The organism is Streptomyces sp. NPDC101776 (assembly GCF_044766845.1).
Classification (GTDB): Bacteria; Actinomycetota; Actinomycetes; order Streptomycetales; family Streptomycetaceae; genus Streptomyces.
Genome location: NZ_JBIWMV010000032.1, coordinates 24391 through 43820 on the forward strand (window position 1 = coordinate 24391; position 19430 = coordinate 43820).

General features: G+C 73.0%; 15 protein-coding genes. 9 read left to right on the forward strand and 6 right to left on the reverse strand.

Going from position 1 to position 19430, the window contains the following annotated elements; genetic code table 11:
* Positions 1 to 307 precede the first annotated feature (307 nt).
* Positions 308 to 892 (forward strand): dihydrofolate reductase family protein, encoded by a 585-nt coding sequence (locus tag ACIRRY_RS48335; RefSeq protein ID WP_403986357.1) that lies wholly within the window; start codon positions 308 to 310, stop codon positions 890 to 892.
* Positions 889 to 1302 carry a VOC family protein gene (locus tag ACIRRY_RS48340; RefSeq protein ID WP_403986360.1) on the forward strand — a complete coding sequence of 138 codons (414 nt, stop codon included), beginning with the start codon at positions 889 to 891 and terminating at the stop codon, positions 1300 to 1302. Before ACIRRY_RS48335 ends, ACIRRY_RS48340 begins: the two co-directional genes overlap by 4 nt.
* 347 nt (positions 1303 to 1649) lie before the next feature.
* On the opposite strand, the gene ACIRRY_RS48345 is transcribed toward ACIRRY_RS48340, so the two are convergent.
* The 5 genes from ACIRRY_RS48345 to ACIRRY_RS48365 all read right to left on the reverse strand — a co-directional run bounded on the left by ACIRRY_RS48345 (position 1650) and on the right by ACIRRY_RS48365 (position 8553).
* Complete coding sequence (locus ACIRRY_RS48345) at positions 1650 to 2327, reverse strand: response regulator (RefSeq protein ID WP_403986363.1); 678 nt, start codon at positions 2325 to 2327, stop codon at positions 1650 to 1652.
* Between the two features lie 25 nt (positions 2328 to 2352).
* Positions 2353 to 3531 (reverse strand): sensor histidine kinase, encoded by a 1179-nt coding sequence (locus ACIRRY_RS48350; RefSeq protein ID WP_403986366.1) that lies wholly within the window; start codon positions 3529 to 3531, stop codon positions 2353 to 2355.
* Positions 3532 to 3609: 78 nt separating this feature from the next.
* On the reverse strand, positions 3610 to 5796 hold the full coding sequence (locus ACIRRY_RS48355) for an MMPL family transporter (protein ID WP_403986369.1): 2187 nt from the start codon (positions 5794 to 5796) through the stop codon (positions 3610 to 3612).
* A 134-nt stretch (positions 5797 to 5930) separates the two neighbouring features.
* The gene (locus tag ACIRRY_RS48360; RefSeq protein WP_403986372.1) at positions 5931 to 7556 is read right to left on the reverse strand and encodes a TolB family protein; all 1626 of its coding nucleotides are present in this window, start codon (positions 7554 to 7556) and stop codon (positions 5931 to 5933) included.
* A 115-nt stretch (positions 7557 to 7671) separates the two neighbouring features.
* The gene (locus ACIRRY_RS48365) at positions 7672 to 8553 is read right to left on the reverse strand and encodes an IS110 family transposase (protein WP_403986458.1); all 882 of its coding nucleotides are present in this window, start codon (positions 8551 to 8553) and stop codon (positions 7672 to 7674) included.
* 855 nt (positions 8554 to 9408) lie between these two features.
* On the opposite strand from ACIRRY_RS48365, the gene ACIRRY_RS48370 reads away from it, so the two are divergent.
* On the forward strand, positions 9409 to 11274 hold the full coding sequence (locus ACIRRY_RS48370) for an FAD-dependent monooxygenase (protein WP_403986375.1): 1866 nt from the start codon (positions 9409 to 9411) through the stop codon (positions 11272 to 11274).
* Here the strand turns inward: ACIRRY_RS48370 and ACIRRY_RS48375 are convergent.
* Positions 11267 to 11932, reverse strand: a complete 666-nt coding sequence (locus ACIRRY_RS48375) for a ScbR family autoregulator-binding transcription factor (RefSeq protein ID WP_403986378.1) — start codon at positions 11930 to 11932, stop codon at positions 11267 to 11269. The genes ACIRRY_RS48370 and ACIRRY_RS48375 overlap by 8 nt on opposite strands.
* A 470-nt stretch (positions 11933 to 12402) precedes the next feature.
* Between ACIRRY_RS48375 and ACIRRY_RS48380 the strand changes: the two genes are divergently transcribed.
* The 6 genes from ACIRRY_RS48380 to ACIRRY_RS48405 all read left to right on the forward strand — a co-directional run bounded on the left by ACIRRY_RS48380 (position 12403) and on the right by ACIRRY_RS48405 (position 19314).
* The gene (locus ACIRRY_RS48380) at positions 12403 to 13272 is read left to right on the forward strand and encodes an NAD(P)H-binding protein (protein ID WP_403986461.1); all 870 of its coding nucleotides are present in this window, start codon (positions 12403 to 12405) and stop codon (positions 13270 to 13272) included.
* Positions 13273 to 13639: 367 nt separating this feature from the next.
* On the forward strand, positions 13640 to 14326 hold the full coding sequence (locus ACIRRY_RS48385) for a ScbR family autoregulator-binding transcription factor (protein ID WP_403986381.1): 687 nt from the start codon (positions 13640 to 13642) through the stop codon (positions 14324 to 14326).
* A 583-nt stretch (positions 14327 to 14909) separates the two neighbouring features.
* Positions 14910 to 15731 carry a BTAD domain-containing putative transcriptional regulator gene (locus tag ACIRRY_RS48390; RefSeq protein ID WP_403986384.1) on the forward strand — a complete coding sequence of 274 codons (822 nt, stop codon included), beginning with the start codon at positions 14910 to 14912 and terminating at the stop codon, positions 15729 to 15731.
* A 159-nt stretch (positions 15732 to 15890) separates the two neighbouring features.
* Positions 15891 to 16238: a lyase family protein gene (locus tag ACIRRY_RS48395; protein WP_403986387.1), complete on the forward strand. Its 348-nt coding sequence runs from the start codon at positions 15891 to 15893 to the stop codon at positions 16236 to 16238.
* A gap of 354 nt (positions 16239 to 16592) precedes the next feature.
* Positions 16593 to 16724, forward strand: coding sequence for a hypothetical protein (locus ACIRRY_RS48400; protein ID WP_403986389.1), 132 nt, complete (start codon positions 16593 to 16595; stop codon positions 16722 to 16724).
* A 766-nt stretch (positions 16725 to 17490) separates the two neighbouring features.
* Complete coding sequence (locus ACIRRY_RS48405) at positions 17491 to 19314, forward strand: NAD(P)-binding protein (protein WP_403986391.1); 1824 nt, start codon at positions 17491 to 17493, stop codon at positions 19312 to 19314.
* The last annotated feature ends 116 nt before the right edge of the window (positions 19315 to 19430 follow it).

Genomic DNA, 19430 nt, shown 5'->3' on the forward strand with positions numbered 1-19430 from the left:
CAGCCGTAGCACGGCGACGGCGAAGCGTCGGTCCGTCGGGGAAGCCGGGCCGCAGCCGTTCGTGCGGGTGGTGGGATCTCGCGCGATCGGCGCGCGGCCGCCTCGTCGAACGCTCCGAGAGCCATGCGGCCTGAACGACCGCAATTGACCGAGGGGGCATGACTCCTGCCCCCTCGGCCCGGCAACAGGCCGGCGCGTGGGGCCGATGAGTTTGCCGGTTGCCTGAAGTCTTCCTTGTGACAAGCCCGCCCCGTCGGCGGATCAGGAAACGCCGGATCCCGGTCATGGAGGGGAGATGGAGGCGAGGATGAACAATCCGATTCGGCTGTACATGTCGATGTCGCTCGACGGCTATATCGCCGGACCGGACGATCGGCCGGGGCAGGAGCTCGGACGCGACGGTGGACGGCTCTTCAACTGGCTCGACGACCGGGAGTCCGACGGTCCGAGCGGCCAGGTCTACCGCGAAGCGACGGCGACCGGAGCGGTGATCTCCGGCCGTCGGACCTTCGAACTCGCCGGACGCTGGCAGGGCGACCACCACGACGGCGTGCCGATCTTCGTCCTCACCCACCAGGTGGATGACGGGGACGTGCCACCCGGCCACGCGCGTTTCGTCACCGATGTCGAGGACTGCGCCCGTCAGGCTCGCGCAGCAGCAGGGGACCGGCCGGTCATGGTCCATGGGGCGGGGGCGGCTCAGGCACTTCTGCGAGCCGGGCAGCTGGACGAGATGGAGATCCACCTGGTTCCGGTCCTCCTCGGGGACGGCCGACGGCTGTTCGACCACCTGGGTAGCGATCACATCGAACTCGGCCTCGTCCGACGGCTCGAGGACCGGGACGTCACGCACCTCCGCTACCGGGTGCATCGGCCCGAGAAGGCCGCGTGAAGACGCTCTTCGTCTCCTACCGCGTCACCGACCTGGACCGCTCGCTCGGTTTCTACACCGCCTTGGGCTACGCCGAACTGGGCAGGGTCAAGGTCGGCGACGGGGCTCACCTCGTGATCCTCAAATTCCCCGGTGAACCGGCGGCCTCGCTCGAACTGGTCCACCGCCCCGGCGACGGACCGGTCGACGTGGGCAGTGGTTTCGACCACCTCGCGATCCAGGTGGACACGCTCGCCACCACCCTGGAGACGCTGACCGAAGCCGGCCTGCGACCCGAACCCCTCCAGTACCCGGGCGGCCCCCACGTCCCGAAGACGTCGTGGCTCACGGACCCGGATGGGTACCGGATCGAGTTGGTGGAGTGGCCGCCGGGACACGCCGACGGCATCACCGCAGCAGACTTCGCCTGAGGCGGCCACGGTCTGCGCAGTGACGAAGCGTCCCCTCGGCGCGACCGCGACGCAAGGCGAGGCGACATCCCACCCCATCCACAGGTCTTGACGATTACTCGTCACGGGGCGGGGGACGTGACCCCCCACTGGCTGAAGGACCTGATCGAGCAGTACACCCCGGCCTCCTGGTAGCCCCGCCAACCCCCGTCCACGTGCCGGGGGTTGAGTGTCCCGCCGCTTAACTCGCCCTGAGACACGGAGACATGACCACCATGGAACTGACATCGTCCGTCACGACCGGCATGATCGGCCTGCTGGGGATCCTGATCGGCGTCCTATGGGCGCGACGCCGTGGGAGGCCGTGTTCAGGACTGCGTCTCTCCGGCGCGGACCAGGCCGCTTTCGTAGGCGATGACGACGAGCTGGGCGCGGTCGCGGGCGCCGAGTTTGGCCATGGCCCGGTTGGCGTGGGTCTTGACGGTGACGGGGGTGACGAAGAGGCGTTCGGCGATCTCACCGTTGGACAGGCCGGTGGCCACGAGGGTCATCACCTCGCGCTCCCGCGGTGTGAGAGTCGCCAGGCGGCCGGGGTCGGCGAGCCCGCCGGGGGACGGCTGGGCGAGGAACCGCGCGATCAGTTTTTTGGTCGCGACGGGGGAGAGCAGCGCCTCGTCCGCCGCGACGAGGCGGATGGCGTCGAGGAGTTGGGCGGGTTCGACCCCCTTGCCGAGGAAGCCGCTCGCACCTGCCCGGAGTGCTTCGACGACGAACTCGTCGACCTCGAAGGTGGTGAGGACGAGGACTTTCACTCCGGCCATGTCCTCGTCCCGGCCGATGAGCCGGGTGGCCTCGATGCCGTCGACCTCGGGCATCCGGATGTCCATCACCACGACGTCGGCCCGCTCGGACCGGGCCAGTTGTACGGCTTCACGGCCGTCGGACGCCTCCGCGACGACCTCCATGTCGGGTTGCGCGTCGATGAGCAGCCGGAAGGTGCCGCGCAGCAGGGCCTGGTCGTCGGCGAGCAGGACGCGAATCGTCATGGGCGGCGTTTTCCTCACGGGTGTGTCAGACGGTGGTGGGGGCGAGGGCGAGGGGCAGTTCGGCGACGACCCGGAAGCCGCCTTCGGGTCGTGGGCCGGCGGTGACGGTTCCTCCGACGGCGGTGGCACGCTCGTGCATGCCGATCAGGCCGTGGCCGGTGCCGGGCCCCTTGGCCGCGTGGGGCGGACCGTCGTCCGTGACGGTGACGTGCAGGGTCGTGGCACCGTAGTCCAGGGCCACCTCGGCGTGTGCCGCGGAGGCGTGTTTGTGGGTGTTGGTGAGGGCTTCCTGGATGATGCGGTAGGCCGTCAGCTCGATGGAGGGTGCCAGGGGCCTGGGGAGGCCGGTGCGGGTCACCGTCACGGGCAGGCCGCCGGTGCGGACGCTGCTGACCAGGGCATCAAGGTCGGCGAGGCCGGGGATGGGGGCCCGGGAGTCGGGTGCGTCGTCGGGCTGGCGCAGCAGGCCGACGGTGGCCCGCAGTTCGTCGAGGGCGGTGCGGCTGTTGTCCTTGATGTGGGTCAGGGCCTGGTAGGCCCGGTCGGGGTCGGTGCGCATGAGGTGGTGGGCCACCCCCGCCTGGGCGTTGACCAGCGTGATGTGGTGGGCGACGACGTCGTGGAGCTCGCGGGCGATGCGCACTCGTTCTTCGGTGACGCGGCGTCGGGCTTCCTCGTCGCGGGTACGCTCGGCGCGTTCCGCGCGGGCTTCGATCTGCGCGAGGTGCCGGCGGTGGCTGCGGACGGCGTCGCCCAGGGCGGTGGCCGCGATCGCGAAGTCGAACCTCAGCAGACTGGTTCCCACGAGGAGCGGCTCCTGGTGAGTGGCGGCGTAGACCCCCGTGATCGCGACGGAGGCGGTGACGCCGACAGTCCAGGCGGTGCGTCGGCTGCTGCGGGTGGCGAGCGTGTACAGGGCGACGAGGCTCGCCGCCGGAGTAAGGGCGCGGTCCGGGGCCAGGGCCATGACGGTCAGATCGACCGCCAGGGTGAGTACGGCGACCGGCAGCGGCCAGCGGCTGCGGAACACCAGGGGGACGCAGGACAGCGCCACCCAGGCCACGCCCGCCGCCCGTGGCGCGTGCCAGCCGGAGTCCCCGGCGGCCGTCGCGCCCACGGCGACGACGACCAGCACCGCCGCGGGGAGCCCGTCCCTGATCCGGTCGTGCCGGGCGAGCCACCGCCTCACCTCTGTCACCTGCATTTCCTCAATGTACGGAGCGCGGGCCGTCGACAGGCCGGGTCCGCTCCGGCCTGTCGCCGCCCCGCGTGCGCGTCGGTCTCAGTCGGTCAGTCCGGCGGGCTGCGGCTCCCGCACCGGCTGCTGCGGCGGGCGTATCGGCTCGTCCGACGGTCCTTCCACGGACACGCGCGGCAGCGCCTTGTCCAGGCGTCGCGGCAGCCACCAGTTCGCCCGCCCGCACAGGTGCATGAGCGCCGGGACGACGACCATCCGGATCAGCAGGGCGTCCAGGGCGACGGCGACGGCAAGGCTCACGCCGAACTCGGAGATCACCCGCATGCCGCCGAAGACGAAGGAGCCGAAGACGCAGAACATGATGGCGGCGGCGACCACGATCACCTTGCCGGTCTCGGCCTGGCCGACCCGCACGGCCCGCCGGCTGTCGCCGGTGTGGGCCCACTCCTCGCGCATCCGGCTGACCAGGAAGACCTGGTAGTCCATGGAGAGGCCGAACATGATGCCGACGACGAGGATCGGCACGAACGACTCGATCGGTCCGGCGGCGCCGAGCCCGAGGAGCGAGGCGCCGTGGCCGTACTGGAAGACGAAGACGATGGCGCCGAAGGCCACCCCGATGCTGAGGATGTTCAGTACGGCGCCCACCGCGGGGATGAGCAGGCTGCGGAAGGCGACGGTCAGCAGCAGGAAGCCGAGCGCGGCGATCACCAGCACGAACAGCGGCAGCTTGCTCATCAGCACCGACGCGAAGTCGTCGTTGCTCGCGGTGAGGCCGCCCACGTAGACCTTCATCGACGTGCCGTGCTCCGCCTGCGGGATCACGTCCTTGCGCAGGTGGCCGATCAGGTCGGAGGTGGCCGCCGACTGCGGGGAGGTCGTCGGGACGACGGAGATCACACCGACCGTCTGCCCCTCCTCGAGCGGGGCGGCGGTGGCACCGGCGACGCCGTCGACCCGCTTCAGGGCGGTGACCAGCTTCGCCTCGGCCGTCCTGTCGGCGGCGCCGGGGGCCTGGACGGCGAGGACGAGCGGGCCATTGAAGCCGGGCCCGAACCCGCCCGCGATCATGTCGTACGCCTGGCGGTTGGTCGAGGTCGTGGGCAGGTTGCCGTCGTCGGAGGCGCCGAGGCGCAGCGAGAGGGTCGGGAGCGCGAGGGCCGCCAGCACGGCCAGGGCGAGCAGGCCGAGCGCCTTGGGCCGGGCCTGGACCCGCGCGGCCCACCGGCCCCACAGACCGGACCCGCTCGCGTCGCCGACGGGAGCGCGGCGTTCCCTGCGGCTGAGGACCCGGTGGCCGATCATGCCGAGCAGCGCGGGCAGCAGGGTGATGGCTGCCAGCACGGTCAGGACGACGGTGACGGCCGCGCCGATGGCCATGCCGTTGATGATGCCGACGTTCAGGGTGAGCATGCCGAGCAGCGCGACGACGACGGTCAGCCCGGCGAACACCACGGCCCGCCCTGAGGTGTTGAGGGCCTTGGCGATCGACTCGGCGACGCCCATGCCCGCCTTCAGGTTGGCGCGGTGCCGGTTGACGATGAACAGGGCGTAGTCGATGCCCACGCCCAGACCGATCAGCGAACCGAGGGTCAGCGTGGTGCTGGACAGCGTGATGACGTGGCCGAGCAGGATCACCGCGACCGCGGAGGTGCCGACGCCGACGACGGCCGTCACGATGGGCAGCACCGCCACCCACACCGCCCGGAAGACGAACAGCAGCACGACGAAGGCGAGCGCGATGCCCATGGCGTCGGCGACCGGATTCGGCTCGGGGTTGACGGTGAACGCCTGCCCGTTCAGCGCGATGTGCAGGCTTGCCGACTCCGGAGCGGTCGCGAGCGACTTCACGTGCTCGATCCGACCGTCCGCCACGTCCCGGTCGAACGCGACCGTGGCGTAAGCCGTCCTGCCGTCCTTACTGACCTGCGCCTTGCCGACGGGCGTGTAGGGGCTGGTCACGGAGGCGACCCCCGGCGCGTGGGCGATCCGCCCCAGCGCGCCGGTCATCGCGCGCTCGGCGGCGGGCTCGGTGGCCCTGCCGCCGTCCGTCAGCTGCCAGACGACCCTGCCGCTCTTGCCCGCCGCGCTGTTCGAGGCGTGCTGCAGCAGGGCCGTGGCCTTGGCCGAGTCGGTGTTCTGCGAGGTCTGACTGTTGCCGAAGGCGCTGCCGGCCGTGCCGACCCCGGCCCCCAGACCGATCAACAGGCCCACCCAGACCAGGACGACGGCGAGCCGGTGCCGGTGGCACCAGCGGGCGAGAGGGGACATCGACGAGCCTTTCCAGGGATACGCCACACGAGATCGGGCCGGCGACACCGGCCCGATCTCACGCTCGCATCGCTCCCGTCTCTCGTCTTTGGGCGAACGCAGACACTTCCCTCTACTGCGATCGCAGCAGACGCTCAGGTTCCATTGGCAGGCTGGGTGTATGTCCGTGAGCCGACCGTCGTGGTGAGGGTGCCGGTCGCCTGGAAGACCGTCTGCCAGAGGTCAATCGTGAGCTGGAAGCCGTCGGCACTGGTCTTCTTGGTAGCCAGTACCTTGCCGCTGCGCCCGGTCTTCACCAGGTCCGAGTACCAGTCGAGGGTGGTCAGGGTGGTGCTGGTGCTGGTGTGCGTCACGCTCTCGGAGCCGTCGAGGAAGGCGCTGCCGTCGTCGGAGTAGTGGGTGTAGCGCAGGGACACGGTCTTCACGGCGGTCTTCGCGTCGTCCCAGACGACATGGACCCGAGCGCTGCCGGACGCTTTGCCGCTCAGGGTGTACGTCCCCTGCGGCGGGTAGGGCCGCTGCGGAGCCGGGGTACCCGGGACATAGGGCGTGCCCCACGGCACCAGGTCGGACACCGGGGCGACCGGCCCCCGACGCACCGGTTTGCGGTCCGTCAGGCGGGCGATCATCAGCCGGGTGCGCCGGCCGCCCGGCTCGGTGGACGCCGGGCACGGCAGCGGGTTCACTCCGCCGCACGAGGGCGCCGAGACCAGCCGCTCGTAGTACGCGACCGCCGTGCCGTCCGGGGACCAGCGCGGGTCGGCGCCGGCGTTCCAGTCCGGCGATGTACGGGAGTAGTTGAGCCGCTGGCCCTGGTAGGAGCCGCGGTCGCCGTGACGGTCGATCAGATACGGCTGGAAGAAGCGCCGTTGGCCGTTGTTGCGTACGGAGGAGACCACGGAGGTGGACAGCAGGTCGGTGACCGCCGGGATTCCGGTCATGCCGGAGGCGAACGTCATGCGGTTGGTGCCGCGGGTGTCCAGTGCCACGATCCACCGGTCGTCCGGCGAGGCGTCCACGGGATCGGCGTACCCGGGATTCGCCGTCATCCGGCGGACCTTGCCTGTGCGCAGATCGACGGCCATCAGGTCGATGTTGGACGACTCGACCGGATAGCCGACGTAGAAGGCTTCCCGGCCGTTCCTGGAGAAGCCGCGGAACTCACCGACGCCCGGCAGCGAGGGGTCGAACACCAGCTTCGACGGGTCGCGGGCGTCGATGTGCACCGGCTGCGCGGTGGGGGCGGCGTCGAACAGCCGCGACACCTTCTCCACCTCGTAGCGGGGGACGAGGGGCTCACCGGTCTTCGGGGCGGGGTCGAAGCGCAGACGGCCGAAGTAGCCGTACTGGTCGAGGCGTCCGCCGGTGACGGAGACGCTGTTGAAGCCGAGATGCACCTGGTCCGGGTGCAGACGCAGCTCCCGGATGGCGGTGCCCGGCCCCGAGCCGTCGGCCGAGGTGTTCCAGCGGATCGGATAGACGTGGATGCGGGCCGGGGTGCAGGCCGGTGAGGCGAGTTGGTAGGGGCCGCAGTCGACGACGTTCGTCCCGTACAGCACCCGCTTGCCGTCGGCGAACGGCTGGGGGTAGCTGGTGTCGTCGGTCATGCCCTGCCGGCCCGCGGCCGGTGTGCCGCAGGTCAGGCACTTCCAGGCGTCGCCGCCCGGGAAGGTGGCCCGGTCGGTGCGCACGAGGACCAGCTGACTTCCGCTGTAGACGCTCCTTGGGTCGGGCGCGGCGGCTGCGCCGGCGAAGGTCACGCGCACGGTGACGGTACGGCCGTCCGGAAGGAAGCCGCCGTTCTGCAGGGCACGCCAGTCGGCCGAAACGCAGCCGGTGCCATGCGGGTTGACGGTCCGGGTGCAGGACCCGGCCTCATTCGAAGGGGCGGTCGGTGGCAGGGGCAGCTCCCCGGCCCGGATTCGCTCGGGAGCAGGCGGGGGAGAGAAGGACGGGGCAGCCTGCGCCGACGGCAGCAAGACTGTCGAGCCCAGCAGGGGGCCCGATTAGGCGGCGAAAGGGCTGCAGCATCACCTCCAGGTGCTCGCTCAGGCGGGTCTCGGTGGCGGTGGAGGCGTCGATCCGGTCCAGCATCGCCCGGGCCAGGAACGCGTGGTGGGCAGTGAAGGTGCCGGTCAGGGCCTCGGTGAGGGCGTCGGTCTTGCGGCGCATGCTGCCCTTGGCCAGGTCCGCGAGCACGCGTGGGTCACGTTCGCCGGCGATCAGGGCCTCCAGCATCGCCCGTCCGGAGACGCCCTGGATGTTGGAGACGGTGGCGGACAGCTTGATACCGGTGTCTTCCAGGAGCTTCTCCAGCCGCTGGGTCTCGCGGGTGCGCTCCCGGACGACCTCGGTGCGGTAGCGGGTGACGTCCCGCAGCTGCCGGATCGGCTCCGGCGGCACGAAGCTGGGGCCGACCAGGCCGTGCTCGACGAGTTTGGCGATCCACTCGGAGTCCTTCACGTCGGTCTTGCGGCCGGGCACCGACTTCATGTGCCGGGCGTTGAGCAGCCAGCACTCCATGTCGTGTTCGAGCCGGTAGAACGCCGGCTTCCAGTACACGCCGGTGGCTTCCATGCCGACCACGGTGATGCCCTCGGCGAGCAGCCAGTCCCGCTTGGCCAGCAGTCCGGAGGTCATCGCGGAGAAGGTCCGCACCTCGCTGCGGCGCCGCTTCTCACTGGGCACGCGGATGCAGACCTTCACGTCGACCTTGCTGATGTCGATCCCCGCCACACGTTCGTGGATCACTTCCATCACGTCGGCACCCCCTCCGGTCGTCGGCCGCGAGCGCGCGGCCGTCCGGCGGGGGTCTGGCAGGCGGAAGAGTCTGATTCACGTGCTCGGAGCAACACATCCGGGTGCCTGTCGGTGGACCCCCAGCGTCCTGCTGACCCACGGGCTCGGAACGCAACAAGGCGATACGACGTCAGCCGGACGACCACACACCGATTTTCACGCACACAGGGTGTCGCCGTCAGGCGACCGGACTACTTGTCCCCGGGGGGCATTCCGGCCCTCCATGGACCTCCCGGTACCGGCCCCCGCCCTCCAACAGGCCGTCCCCGTCGCGCTGTTGCCCTTCCACCGTGCGGACGGCCGCCGTTCCGGACGTGGGGCCCGGCCCGTGCCCGCACTCCCGCGACCCCCTCTCCCGGACGGTTCTCCGGACCCATTGCAAAGAACCGTCCACCCGGTATATTTTGGCGGGCGTCCGCACCCTGGACGGTCCGCCCGGCCCCGCAGAACCTGAGCCGGGCCGCGCCGGAAGAAGCCGCGAGAAGCCGTAAGCGGGTTGGCAGAGGCAGAGGCAGAGGCAGAGGCAGAACAGGCAGGCAGGGCAGAAGGCAGGAGAAGGGGGCGGAGGGGGAGACGCCGTGCCGCGCCGCGCATGTGCGGCACGGGATGCCGTCCGTCCTTCTCCCGCCTCCGCTCCTCTTCTGTAGCCGTCGCTGTCTTGGTCTCCATGCCTTCTTCGCCTTTCTCCGTCTTCTCCTGGCGTTCCGGTCTCCCGGTGTTCTCCGGTGTTTCCGGTTCCGGGCTTTGGTGTTCCGTCGTCGGCGGTGCGGTGCTGGGAGGGCGGGGTCCGGGACGAGATGGGGGAGGCCAGGGATGTCGGGTTCGGGTGACGTGCGGGCGCAGGTGGTGGTCGTGGGCGGGGGTCCGGTGGGGCTGCTGGTGGCGTGTGAGCTGGCGGGGTACGGGGTGCGCACGGTGGTGATGGAGGAGCGGGGCGGGGTGTCCGCCCGGCCCAAGGCGACCACGCTGCACGCCCGGGCGGTGCAGTGCCTGGTGCGGCGGGGGCATCTCGCCGGCCTGCCCGGGGGAGCGGCGGCTCCGGCGGCGACGCGCTGCGGGTTCCATTTCGCGGGGATGCCCGGGCTGGACATGTGTGCGCCGGCCCTGGAGCCGCCGCCGGTCCTCAAGTGTGAGCAGGAGCAGTTGGAGCGGCACTTCGAGACGCGGGCGCGGGCGGCCGGTGTGGTGATCCTGCGCGGTCTGCGGGTGACCGGGGTGCGCCAGGGGCCGGACGGGGTACGGGTCACGGCCCAGGGCCGCCGGGGCCCGGTGACCTGCACGGCCCGCTACGCGGTGGGCGCGGACGGCGCGCGCAGTACGGTGCGCGAGCAGGCGGGCTTCGCCTGCCGCAGCTACCCGGCCACGGTCTCCGCGCTGGCGGGCGACGTCCTCTTGGAGGAGCCCGGCGCCTTGCGCCCGGGCTGGCACCGCACCGAACGCGGCTGGATCGTCGTCAAGAACGTCACGGAGCCCCGGGCCGTCACAGAGCCCCGGGCCGTCACAGAGCCCCGGGTCCTCACGGGGGCCGGGGCCGTCACGGAGGCCGGGGGCGTCTGGGGGGCCGGGACCGGGGGCGGTGTCGCGGGGGCCGGGGGTGTCCCGTCCGGCGCGGTCCGTCTGCGGACCCTCAACTGCTCGGGTGCGCACCGCGGGCGGCAGGTGGCGCCCACCCTGGAGGAACTGCGCCGGGAGGTCGCCTTGATCACCGGGCGGGAGGTCGCGATGGGGCGGGCGCGGTGGCTGAGCCGGTTCAGTGACTTCAGCCGTATCACCCGCTCCTATCGCGCGGGGCGGATCCTGCTGGCCGGGGACGCGGCCCATGTCCACTTCCCGATCGGCGGCCAGGGGCTGAGCGCCGGTGTGCTGGACGCCCTCAACCTCGGCTGGAAACTGGCCCTGGCCGTCCGCGGCGGCGCGGCGCCGGGCCTGCTGGACACCTACGACCAGGAACGCCGCCCTGCCGCGCAGCGGGTCATCGACAACACCCGCGCCCAGCTCGCCCTCATGCGCCCGGACACCGGCCTGGACCCGCTGCGCACTCTGTTCGGGGAACTGCTGGCGCGGGGCGGGGCGGGGGAGGGCGGGGTGCTGGCCTCGATGGTCAGCGCCCAGGACACGGTGCTGCCCGCGCGCGCCGCCGATCCCTCGCCCTGGGAGGGACGGTTTTTGCCCAACACCGAACTGGCCACCGCCTGGGGCCGCACCGACGTGATCGACCTGCTGGCCGCCGGCCGGCCGCTGCTCCTGCTGTCCGACGCGGCCGACAGCGGCCGCTGGGAGACGCAGGCACGGCCGTGGGCCGGGCTGCTGCGGGTGGTGCGTGTCCAGGCGCCCGCCGCCCTGCCGGGCGGGGCGGTCCTGGTACGGCCGGACGGATACGTCGCCTGGGCGGCCGGCGCCGGCCCTCTCGCCCCCGCCCTCGGCGCCTACTTCCGGCAGGACAGCCGCATGGAGCAGGAAGCGCCGGGCACCGGCACCGGCGCCGGCGGCGGTGCGGCAACCGGCACGGGGAGCGGGAGCGGTGCGGCCTTCGGCACCACGAGGCGACGACTGGACACGGACATGGACATGGGCACCGGCACAGGTGCGGACGCCGACGCGGACGCCGGTGCGGGTGTAGTGGCCGGAGTGGGGGCGGTGGCAGGGGATGCGGCGCGAAGCGTGGGCGTGGTCAGGTGATGAGGGGGGCCGGCCCCGGCACGCCGCCGGTGTCGTGCAGCTGCTCCTGGACCCAGGCGCCCCTGGTCTCGGAGAGGTCGACGGCGGCCAGCACCGGGGGGATCACGACGGACGGCAGCACGTGCCGCAGCAGGTCGGTGACCCGGCGCGGCAGGTCCTGGTAGCCGGACAGGGACCGGGACAGGGCCTGCACCCCGGCGAAGGCCCCCACCAGGACGCCCGCGGTCTGTGCCGGCACCACGTGCGGCAGCAGCTCGCCGCGCTCTCGCGCCTGCTCCAGCAGGCCGGTGCCGACCTCGCCCCAGCGCCGGAAGGAACCGCCGCGGTCAAGCCCCTCGGCCTGCTGGTCGAGCGCGAGCCGCACACCGGCCCGGACCACCGGGTCGGTCCGCAGTCGGTGGGCGTGCAGCACCACGGTGTCCACCAACTGCTGGACGACGCACTCGGGGCCCACCCCCGGCAGCCGGCCGTCCTGCTCGCGGATCACCCCCTCCGCCAGATCCTCCTTGGAGGAGAAATGGAAGTAGAGCGCGCCGCGGGTCACCCCCGCCCGGACGAGGATCTCGCTGATCGTCGCGGCCCGGTAGCCGCGTTCCTCGAAGACCCCGGCCGCTGCGGCGAGGATCGCCTGGCGGGTGAGGATCGCCCGGTCCTGCATCGCCGCCCCCGGTCCTCCGTGTCCGACGGGCCCGAAGGCCCAATAAAAACCGTCCAGTCCGGATCTTACCGCGCTCGGCCCCGCCCCGGCAGACCGGAACACATCGCACCACCCCCAACACCTCCGTGCGCCCCCGCCCGGCAGGCCCGCCGCCCGGGAAACCGAAGAAACCGAAGAACAAGCGGTGAAAGGCCGTAAAAAGGACCCGCGGAGAGCCGTCGCGGAACGGGACGGGCGGCGGAAGGGACGCGGGCGCGGAGGAACGCAGGAGAAAGGAGATGGGAAAGGAGATGCGGGAGGAGATGGGAAAAGGGATGAGGAAGGAGATGCGGGAGGAGATGGGAAAAGGGATGAGGAAGGGGATGTGGGAGGAGATGAGGGAGAAGAGGGCGTGGGGGGACGGGTGGGCCATGAGTGAGGACGGGCGGCGGGCGGTGCCTGAGGCCGGGCGCGGGCAGGACCCGGACCCGGTGATCCTGGTGACGGGTGCGACGGGGACGGTGGGAGGGGAAGTGGTCCGCGCCCTGCCCGCGGGCCTGCGTGTGCGGGTCATGACCAGGGACCCGGCGAAGGCGGCGGGGATGTTCCCGGGGGCGGAGACGGTTGCCGGGGACTACGCCGACCCGCCGTCGCTGGCCGGGGCCCTGCACGGAGTGCGCACGGCGTTCCTGGTCACCACCCGCCTCGACGGCGGTGACGACGCGGCCTTCCTCACGGCCGCGGCCAAGGGTGGGGTGTTGCGAGTGGTGAAACTTTCCGCGGCGGCCGTCCTGGACCCCGGGGCCGACGACCTCGTCACCTGCCGGCAGCGCGCGAACGAGGACCTGCTGCGCGGCTGCGGCCTGCAGTGGACGCTGCTGCGCCCGCGCGCGTTCATGTCCAACTCCCTGTCCTGGGCCGCCACCGTGCGTCGCGAGCGCACCGTCCGCGCGCTGCACGGGAACTCGCCCAACGCCTGCGTGGACCCCCGCGACATCGCCGAGGCCGCGGTACGGGCCCTGACCGAGGAGGGCCATGCCGGACGCGCCTACACCCTGACCGGACCGCGGGCGGTGACCGCCGCCGGCCAGACCCGCGAGCTGGGCCGGCTGCTCGGCATCCCGCTGCGCTTCGAGGAACTGACCCCCGATCAGGCCCGTGCGGGGCTGATCGGACGCTACCCGCCCCCGGTCGTCGAAGCCCTCCTGGCGAGCGCGGAACGCCAGCGGGCCGGAGCCAAGGCTCACGTGGAGGACACCGTCCGCACCCTGACGGGCCACCCGGCCCGATCCTTCCGGCACTGGGCCCAGGGCCACCTCGAAGCCTTCACCCCGCCCCCGGACGAGCCCGGCCGCCACTGACAGACGCCAATACCGACCCCGGGCACAGAACCCGCCCGCAACGGCGAGGTGAGGGGAGCGTCCGGAGACGGCAGGGGGGAACAGTCATGCCGGGCCCGGAGACCAGCGGCCCTCTTGCAGGACCGCGGAAAACATAACGGGGGGCCGCCTGTGGCGGCCCCCACTCGTTGACCAGTGATGTTCGTGCCTGCCTCGTGCCCGTATATATGAAACCGCTCGTGCGGTTTGTTAGTCTATCGGGTGCGGTTCCTGCCCCGCCGTGCCCGTGCCGGCTTGCGGCTTCGTGTGTACGGCGGCCTTCCGTGCCGGGTCTGTGCGCGGAAGGGGGCGGGGGAGACCGACGTCCCGGTGCCCAGGGAGGCAGCACATGGTCAAGCAGGAGCGGGCCGCACGCACGCGGCGTTCGCTGATCGAGGCCGCGTCCGAGGTGTTCGCCGAGGCCGGTTTCGCCCCCGCGTCGCTGGCCGCCATCAGCACGCGGGCCGGGGTCAGCAATGGGGCGCTGCACTTCCACTTCGCCAACAAGAACATGCTCGCCGAGGCGGTCGAGGAGCGGGCCGCCGTGGCGGTGTCCGAGATCACCGGGGCGGCCCGCCGCCGCCACGGCGAGTCCTTGCAGGCGGTGGTGGACGCCACCCACGCCCTGATGGACACCCTGGCGCGGGACGTCGTGGTCCGCGCCGGTTTCCGGCTCGCCGGTGACGCCGCCGCACGCCCCGCCCCGTCCCCGCACGCCGGTCCGGGCCCGCGTGCGCAGTGGCAGCACTGGGTCGAGGACAGCCTGCGCCGCCTCGGGCGCGGCGGCGCGCTCGCGCCGGGAGTGTCCGGGGCGGACGCCGCCCGGGTCGTCGTCTCCGCGACCGTGGGCCTGCAGGTCCTCGGCGCCACGGACACCTCCTGGCTGCGGCGGCACAACGTCACCCGCGTGTGGGAGGTGCTGCTGCCGCGCCTTGCCCACCGGCGGGAGCTGGGCACGCTGGTGTCCTCCGGCACCGGGCCGGCCGGCGCCGTAGCGGCACGGGCGCCGGCACGGACGCCGTCCGCCGGGAGATGACAGCGGGGCCGTTCCGGTCCGCCGGGCGGGTGATGACGGCAGAGCCGCCGCCCGCCGATGCCTCCGGCTTTCGGCCCCGTGCTCGCCAACCCGTCCCGGATGTACCGGACTTCACCGCACCCGCGCGCCGGTGGGCCGGGAGGCGGAGGACGGGGAGTGGGCGGGTGTGGGGAGCGCGTGTGGTCAACAGGCCTACGGCGGAAGGGGTTTCGCCCGCGTCCCGTACTCCTCGACCTGCCCCCGGACTCCCGGCCTGCCCCGGATTCCCGAAGTTCGCGGCAGCGTGCGCCGGCAGACCGGCAAGCTGGGAAACCGCGGAGCGGGCAAGCGCCTGCGGGAGGAGTGGGCGCCGTCAACCGGCGTTCCATGGAGGTGATCAGCCATGCCGGTGTATTTGCTCCGGCGGGTTCTCCCGGGTCTCCCTCCGGTGGAGCGCCCCTTCGGCGCTGCCCGACAAAGTGGCGTTGAGGACCGCTCGAAGGCCGCTGAAGGAACCCGCGCCTCCGGTGCGGGGGCGGCTAGCGTGCAGATTCACCGTCGCATTTCCGCCATCGGGAGTGCCCCACGACGAACGGAGGAAACCATGGAGATTCAGGTGCTGGGTCCGCTGTGTGCCGCCGTGAACGGGGACTCGATCGTACCGACCGCCGGAAAACCCCGGCAGGTGCTCGCCCTGCTTGCGCTGTACCCGGGCCGCGTCGTGCCGGTGTCGACGCTGATGGAGGAGATCTGGGGGACGGAACTGCCGCAGAGCGCGGTGACGACGCTGCAGACCTACATCATGCAGCTGCGCCGTAGCCTGGGCGCCGCCATGGGACCCGGCGCCCCGGGCGGCGCGAAGAACGTGCTGGCCACCCGGCACGGCGGCTACGTCCTGCAGGTGCCGCCCCAGTCCGTGGACGTGCACACCTACGAACACCTCATCACCGAGGGCCAGGAGGCCTTCGAGCAGGGCGAGGACGACCGCGCCGCCCGCTGCTTCCGCCAGGCCCTGGCCCTGTGGCAGGGGGCGGCCCTGGTGGACGTACGACTGGGCCCGGTGCTGGAGATCGAGGTGCTGCGGCTGGAGGAGTCACGGCTGGTGACCGTCGAGCGGCGCATCGACGCGGACCTGCGGCTGGGCCGACACGCCGAACTCATCGCCGAACTCACCGACCTGGTCGCCCGCCACCCCCAGCACGAGGGCCTGCACGCGCAGGCGATGCTCGCTCTGTACCGGTCCGGCCGGCAGGCCTCCGCCCTCGACGTCTACCGCCGCTTGCGCAGACGGCTGATAGACGAACTCGGTGTGGAACCCACACCGCAGCTCCAGCGCTTGCACCAGGCGATGCTCGCCGTCGACCCGGAACTCGACGTGATGGCCGGCCCGCGCCGCGGCTCCACCGTCGACCGCTACGCCGCCTAGCACTTCCCGGACTTCCCGCCGCGCCACCGGATCCGGTGCCGGTGCCGCCCCCGGGTGAGTGGCCCCGGGTGCCGGATCCCCGCTTCGGCATACGCGGGCCGGCCGGAGGACAGGCGGGGACGGCGGCGACGGCGGGGACGGCGGGCAGGCGGCGGACGGATGCGATGCGCCCCGGCTGGCCCGGCGCCAGCCCTCGGGAGGCCTGGTCGCACCGGTGCTGCCCCGGCACGCGCTGCGCACCCCCTCGCCGATCTGGCGGCCGGCCTCGCCCATGCGGCCGAAACGCTCAGCAAGATCACCGCGGACGTACTGGTGCTGGCCCGTATCGAGATCGGCGAGGTTGCCGAGCCCGCCGTCGCCGGCCGGGGCGCGTCCTCGGCGATGCCGCACAAGCGGAACCCCGTGCCGGCGATCCTGATCCGCTCCGCCGCCCTCCAGGCCTCCGCGCAGACGACGGTCCTGACGCAGTGCCTGGCCGCCGAGGACGAACGCTCCGCCGGGGTGTGACACGCGGCGTCGCCGGTCAGCCGCTGCGCGAGTGCCTGTGGCTGACCGGCGGCGTCGCGTACACGGCCCTCGAACTCGCCCGCGGCCACACCGTGCGCCCCGAACGGATGCGCGCCAACCTCACCGCCACCGGCGGACAGTTCCTGTCCGAGCGTGTCTCGGCCGTCCTGGCTCCCCGCCTTCGCCTGACCGCGGCCAGGGAACTCCTCCCCCGTGCCTCCCTGCTCGCCACCCGCACCGGCCTCCCCTCGCCGACGTCCTGGTCGGCCTCCCGGAACTGGCCGGCGTCCTCACCCCCAGGAGGCGACGGCCCTGTTCGACCCAGCCGGGTACACCGGCGCCGCGGCGGCCCTGATGGACTGCGCCCTCACCCCGCCGGGCCCCACCGGCACCGGCACGGGTTCCGGCCAGGGCATGGGTACGGGCACGGGCTCCGACCAGGGCTCGGGTGCGGTGGCGGCGCTGTCCGGCGGACACGGCGCCTGATGGCGCCTCACCCACCGATCCGGGAGGCTCAGCCTGCCGGACCTGCCGGACCTGCCGGACCTGCCGGACCTGCCGGACCTGCCGGACCTGCCGGACCTGCCGGACCTGCCGGACCTGCCGGACCTGCCGGACCGGTGGGTGAGGTACCGGACCCGCTGGACCCGCCTGACGACCTCGCACCCGCGGGCCCGGGCAGCTCAGCCGGCCGGACTCGCCGCCCGCGCTGGCGCCTGCGGCATTTCCCGGCCCGGCGCCCGAGTGCCTGCCGGTCCGGGCGGCCGCATCCGGCGTACCTGATGCCCGCGACGCTGCCCCGGGCACCCCCCCGGTCCGGTGCCAGGGTACTTGCGGGCCGGCCCCTCGGCCCGGCCTCCGGACTCCCCGCGGGGCTCCCCGACCGACGCCCGGACACCCTGGCCTGCCCCCTGGCTCGACGCCCGCCCCTCGGCCCGGCCCCGGACACGTCGCCCCGGCCCCCAGGCAGACGTTCCAGGGCCCCAGCTCCGTCCCCCGGAACAAGGTCGGCGCAGCCCCCCCGGCCCGCCCCCCCCGCACGCCGTCCGCAACCACCCCCGGCCCGCTCTTCTCCCTGGTCACGCCGCTGCCGCTCGAATCTTGCTGGAGCTCTTCTCGAATACTCCCGGAGCCTGTCCACAGCCTCGCTGGAGGCGTGCTGGAGAGGTGGTCCGCGGGCGGTCGAAGCGGCCGTCGGGGGGTGTCGGGGCGCCGCATGATGAAGACACAACGAGCAGGGAGGGCAGCCGAGTTGAGTGCATACGCGGGGGCCGGCGCGGGTGGTGGCCACGGGCGTGCCGTGGTGATCGGCGCCGGTCTCGCCGGGCTCACCGCGGCGCGGGCCCTGGCCGGCTTCATGGACCACGTCACGGTGATCGAGCGCGACCGGGTGCCCTCCGGACCGGGGCGCCGCCCGGGGGTACCGCAAGCCCGGCACACCCACGTGCTGGTCCCGGCCGCCCACCAGGGACTGGAACGTCTGTTCCCCGGCATCGGCCACGACCTGGCCGGTGCCGGGGCGGTCCGCGTCATCGTGCCCAAGGACATGCTGCTGCTGGGGCCGGGCGGCTGGCTGCCCCGCTTCGACGCCGGCCTGCCGCTGCTCTCCGCGGGCCGCGACCTGATCGACGCGGTGGTGCGGACGCGGCTGTGCACCGACCCGAAGGTGGACTTCCTGCCCGGGCACGAGGCCGTCGCCCTGCGCGGCGGCCGCCACGACACCGTCACCGGCGTCTGGATACGCGCCCGCGACCGCACGGCCCCCGACAACCGCGGCGGGCGGGGTGCGCGGCGCCTGCTGCCGGCCGAGTTCGTGGTGGACGCCTCCGGCCGCGGCTCCCAGACCTCCCGCTGGCTGGCCGAACTCGGCTACCAGCAGCCCCCGTCGAGTCTGGCCGCCGCCCCGGCCGCCTTCGCCACCGCCGTGTTCGCCCCGCCGGTGGGCCATGTCGCCGACTGGAAGAGCCTGCTGCTCATGGCCGCGCCCGGCCATCCGCGCCAGGGCGTCCTGCACCCCGTCGAGGGTGGCCGCTGGTCGGTGACCCTCACCACCACCGGCACCACCGCCCGCCCCCCGGCCGGCCACACCGCACTGCTGCGCGCCGCACGCGCCCTGCGCCACCCGCTGCTGCACGACGTCCTGGAGTCCGCCACCCCGCTCGGCCCGGTCTACGGCTGCACCCGCACCGGCGTCCGCTGGCACCGCTACGAGAAACTGCGCCGCTGGCCCGACCAGTTCCTGGTGGTCGGCGACGCGCTGGCGGACTTGGACGCGGCCGGCGGCCAGGGCATGGCGCTGGCCGTGCAGTGCGCCCTGGCCCTGGACCGGTTACTGGTCGCCCACGGCACGGCCGTCGGCATCAGCCACCGCCTGCGCCACGCCCTGGCCCACGAGGTGGCCCCCGCCTGGCGAACGGCCCGCCGCACCCCCGGCGCGACATATATCCCGGACACCCCAGCCCCGGCGCACACCCCGAACACCCCGGGAACGAAGGGGACTTGGGGCGCCCCGGCGTTGACGGGCACGCCGGGTACCTCGAACACACCTGCAACGACTGAGGTTTGGGGCACCTCGAACCCCCGGGGCGCAACGGGCACATCGGCCACCCGGGGCACCCCCAACGCACCAGCAACGACGGGTACTTGGGGCACCCCGGAAACCCCGGACACGGAGTCCATGGCCGCCACAACAGCCGCCGACCAAGAAGCGGCGTCACAGAACAACTCACCGCGCCCCCCTCTCACCGCCCGGTACACCGCCTGGTACGCGGCTCGTATCGCGGCCGCCGCGACCACCGACCCGTACGCGGCCACCCTGCTGCTGCGCACCCTGCACGCCCCCGGCACCCCACCCGCCCCGGCCGCGGCGCTGCACCCGCGCGCACTGCGGGCCGCCCTACGCACCCCGCGCGGCCCTGCCACGTACGCGCCCCCCAGCACCACCCACGGCGCGGACGCGCCCCGCCGCCGCACCGCACCGGCACCCGCCGCTGCACGCCCGGCCCCGGCCGACGCCCCGCGCCCCGCCGCACCCGCGCCCACGGCGGCCCCCGCCGGTGAGCGGAGGAGGCCGTGAACACCCCGCCCCGCACCCGGTCCCACGAGGTGTCCCGCATGACGAGAGTGGAGAACGTGAACCGACCAGCCGCCCAAGAAGCCGGACCGCCGGGTTCTGCCCCGGCCCGCACCCCC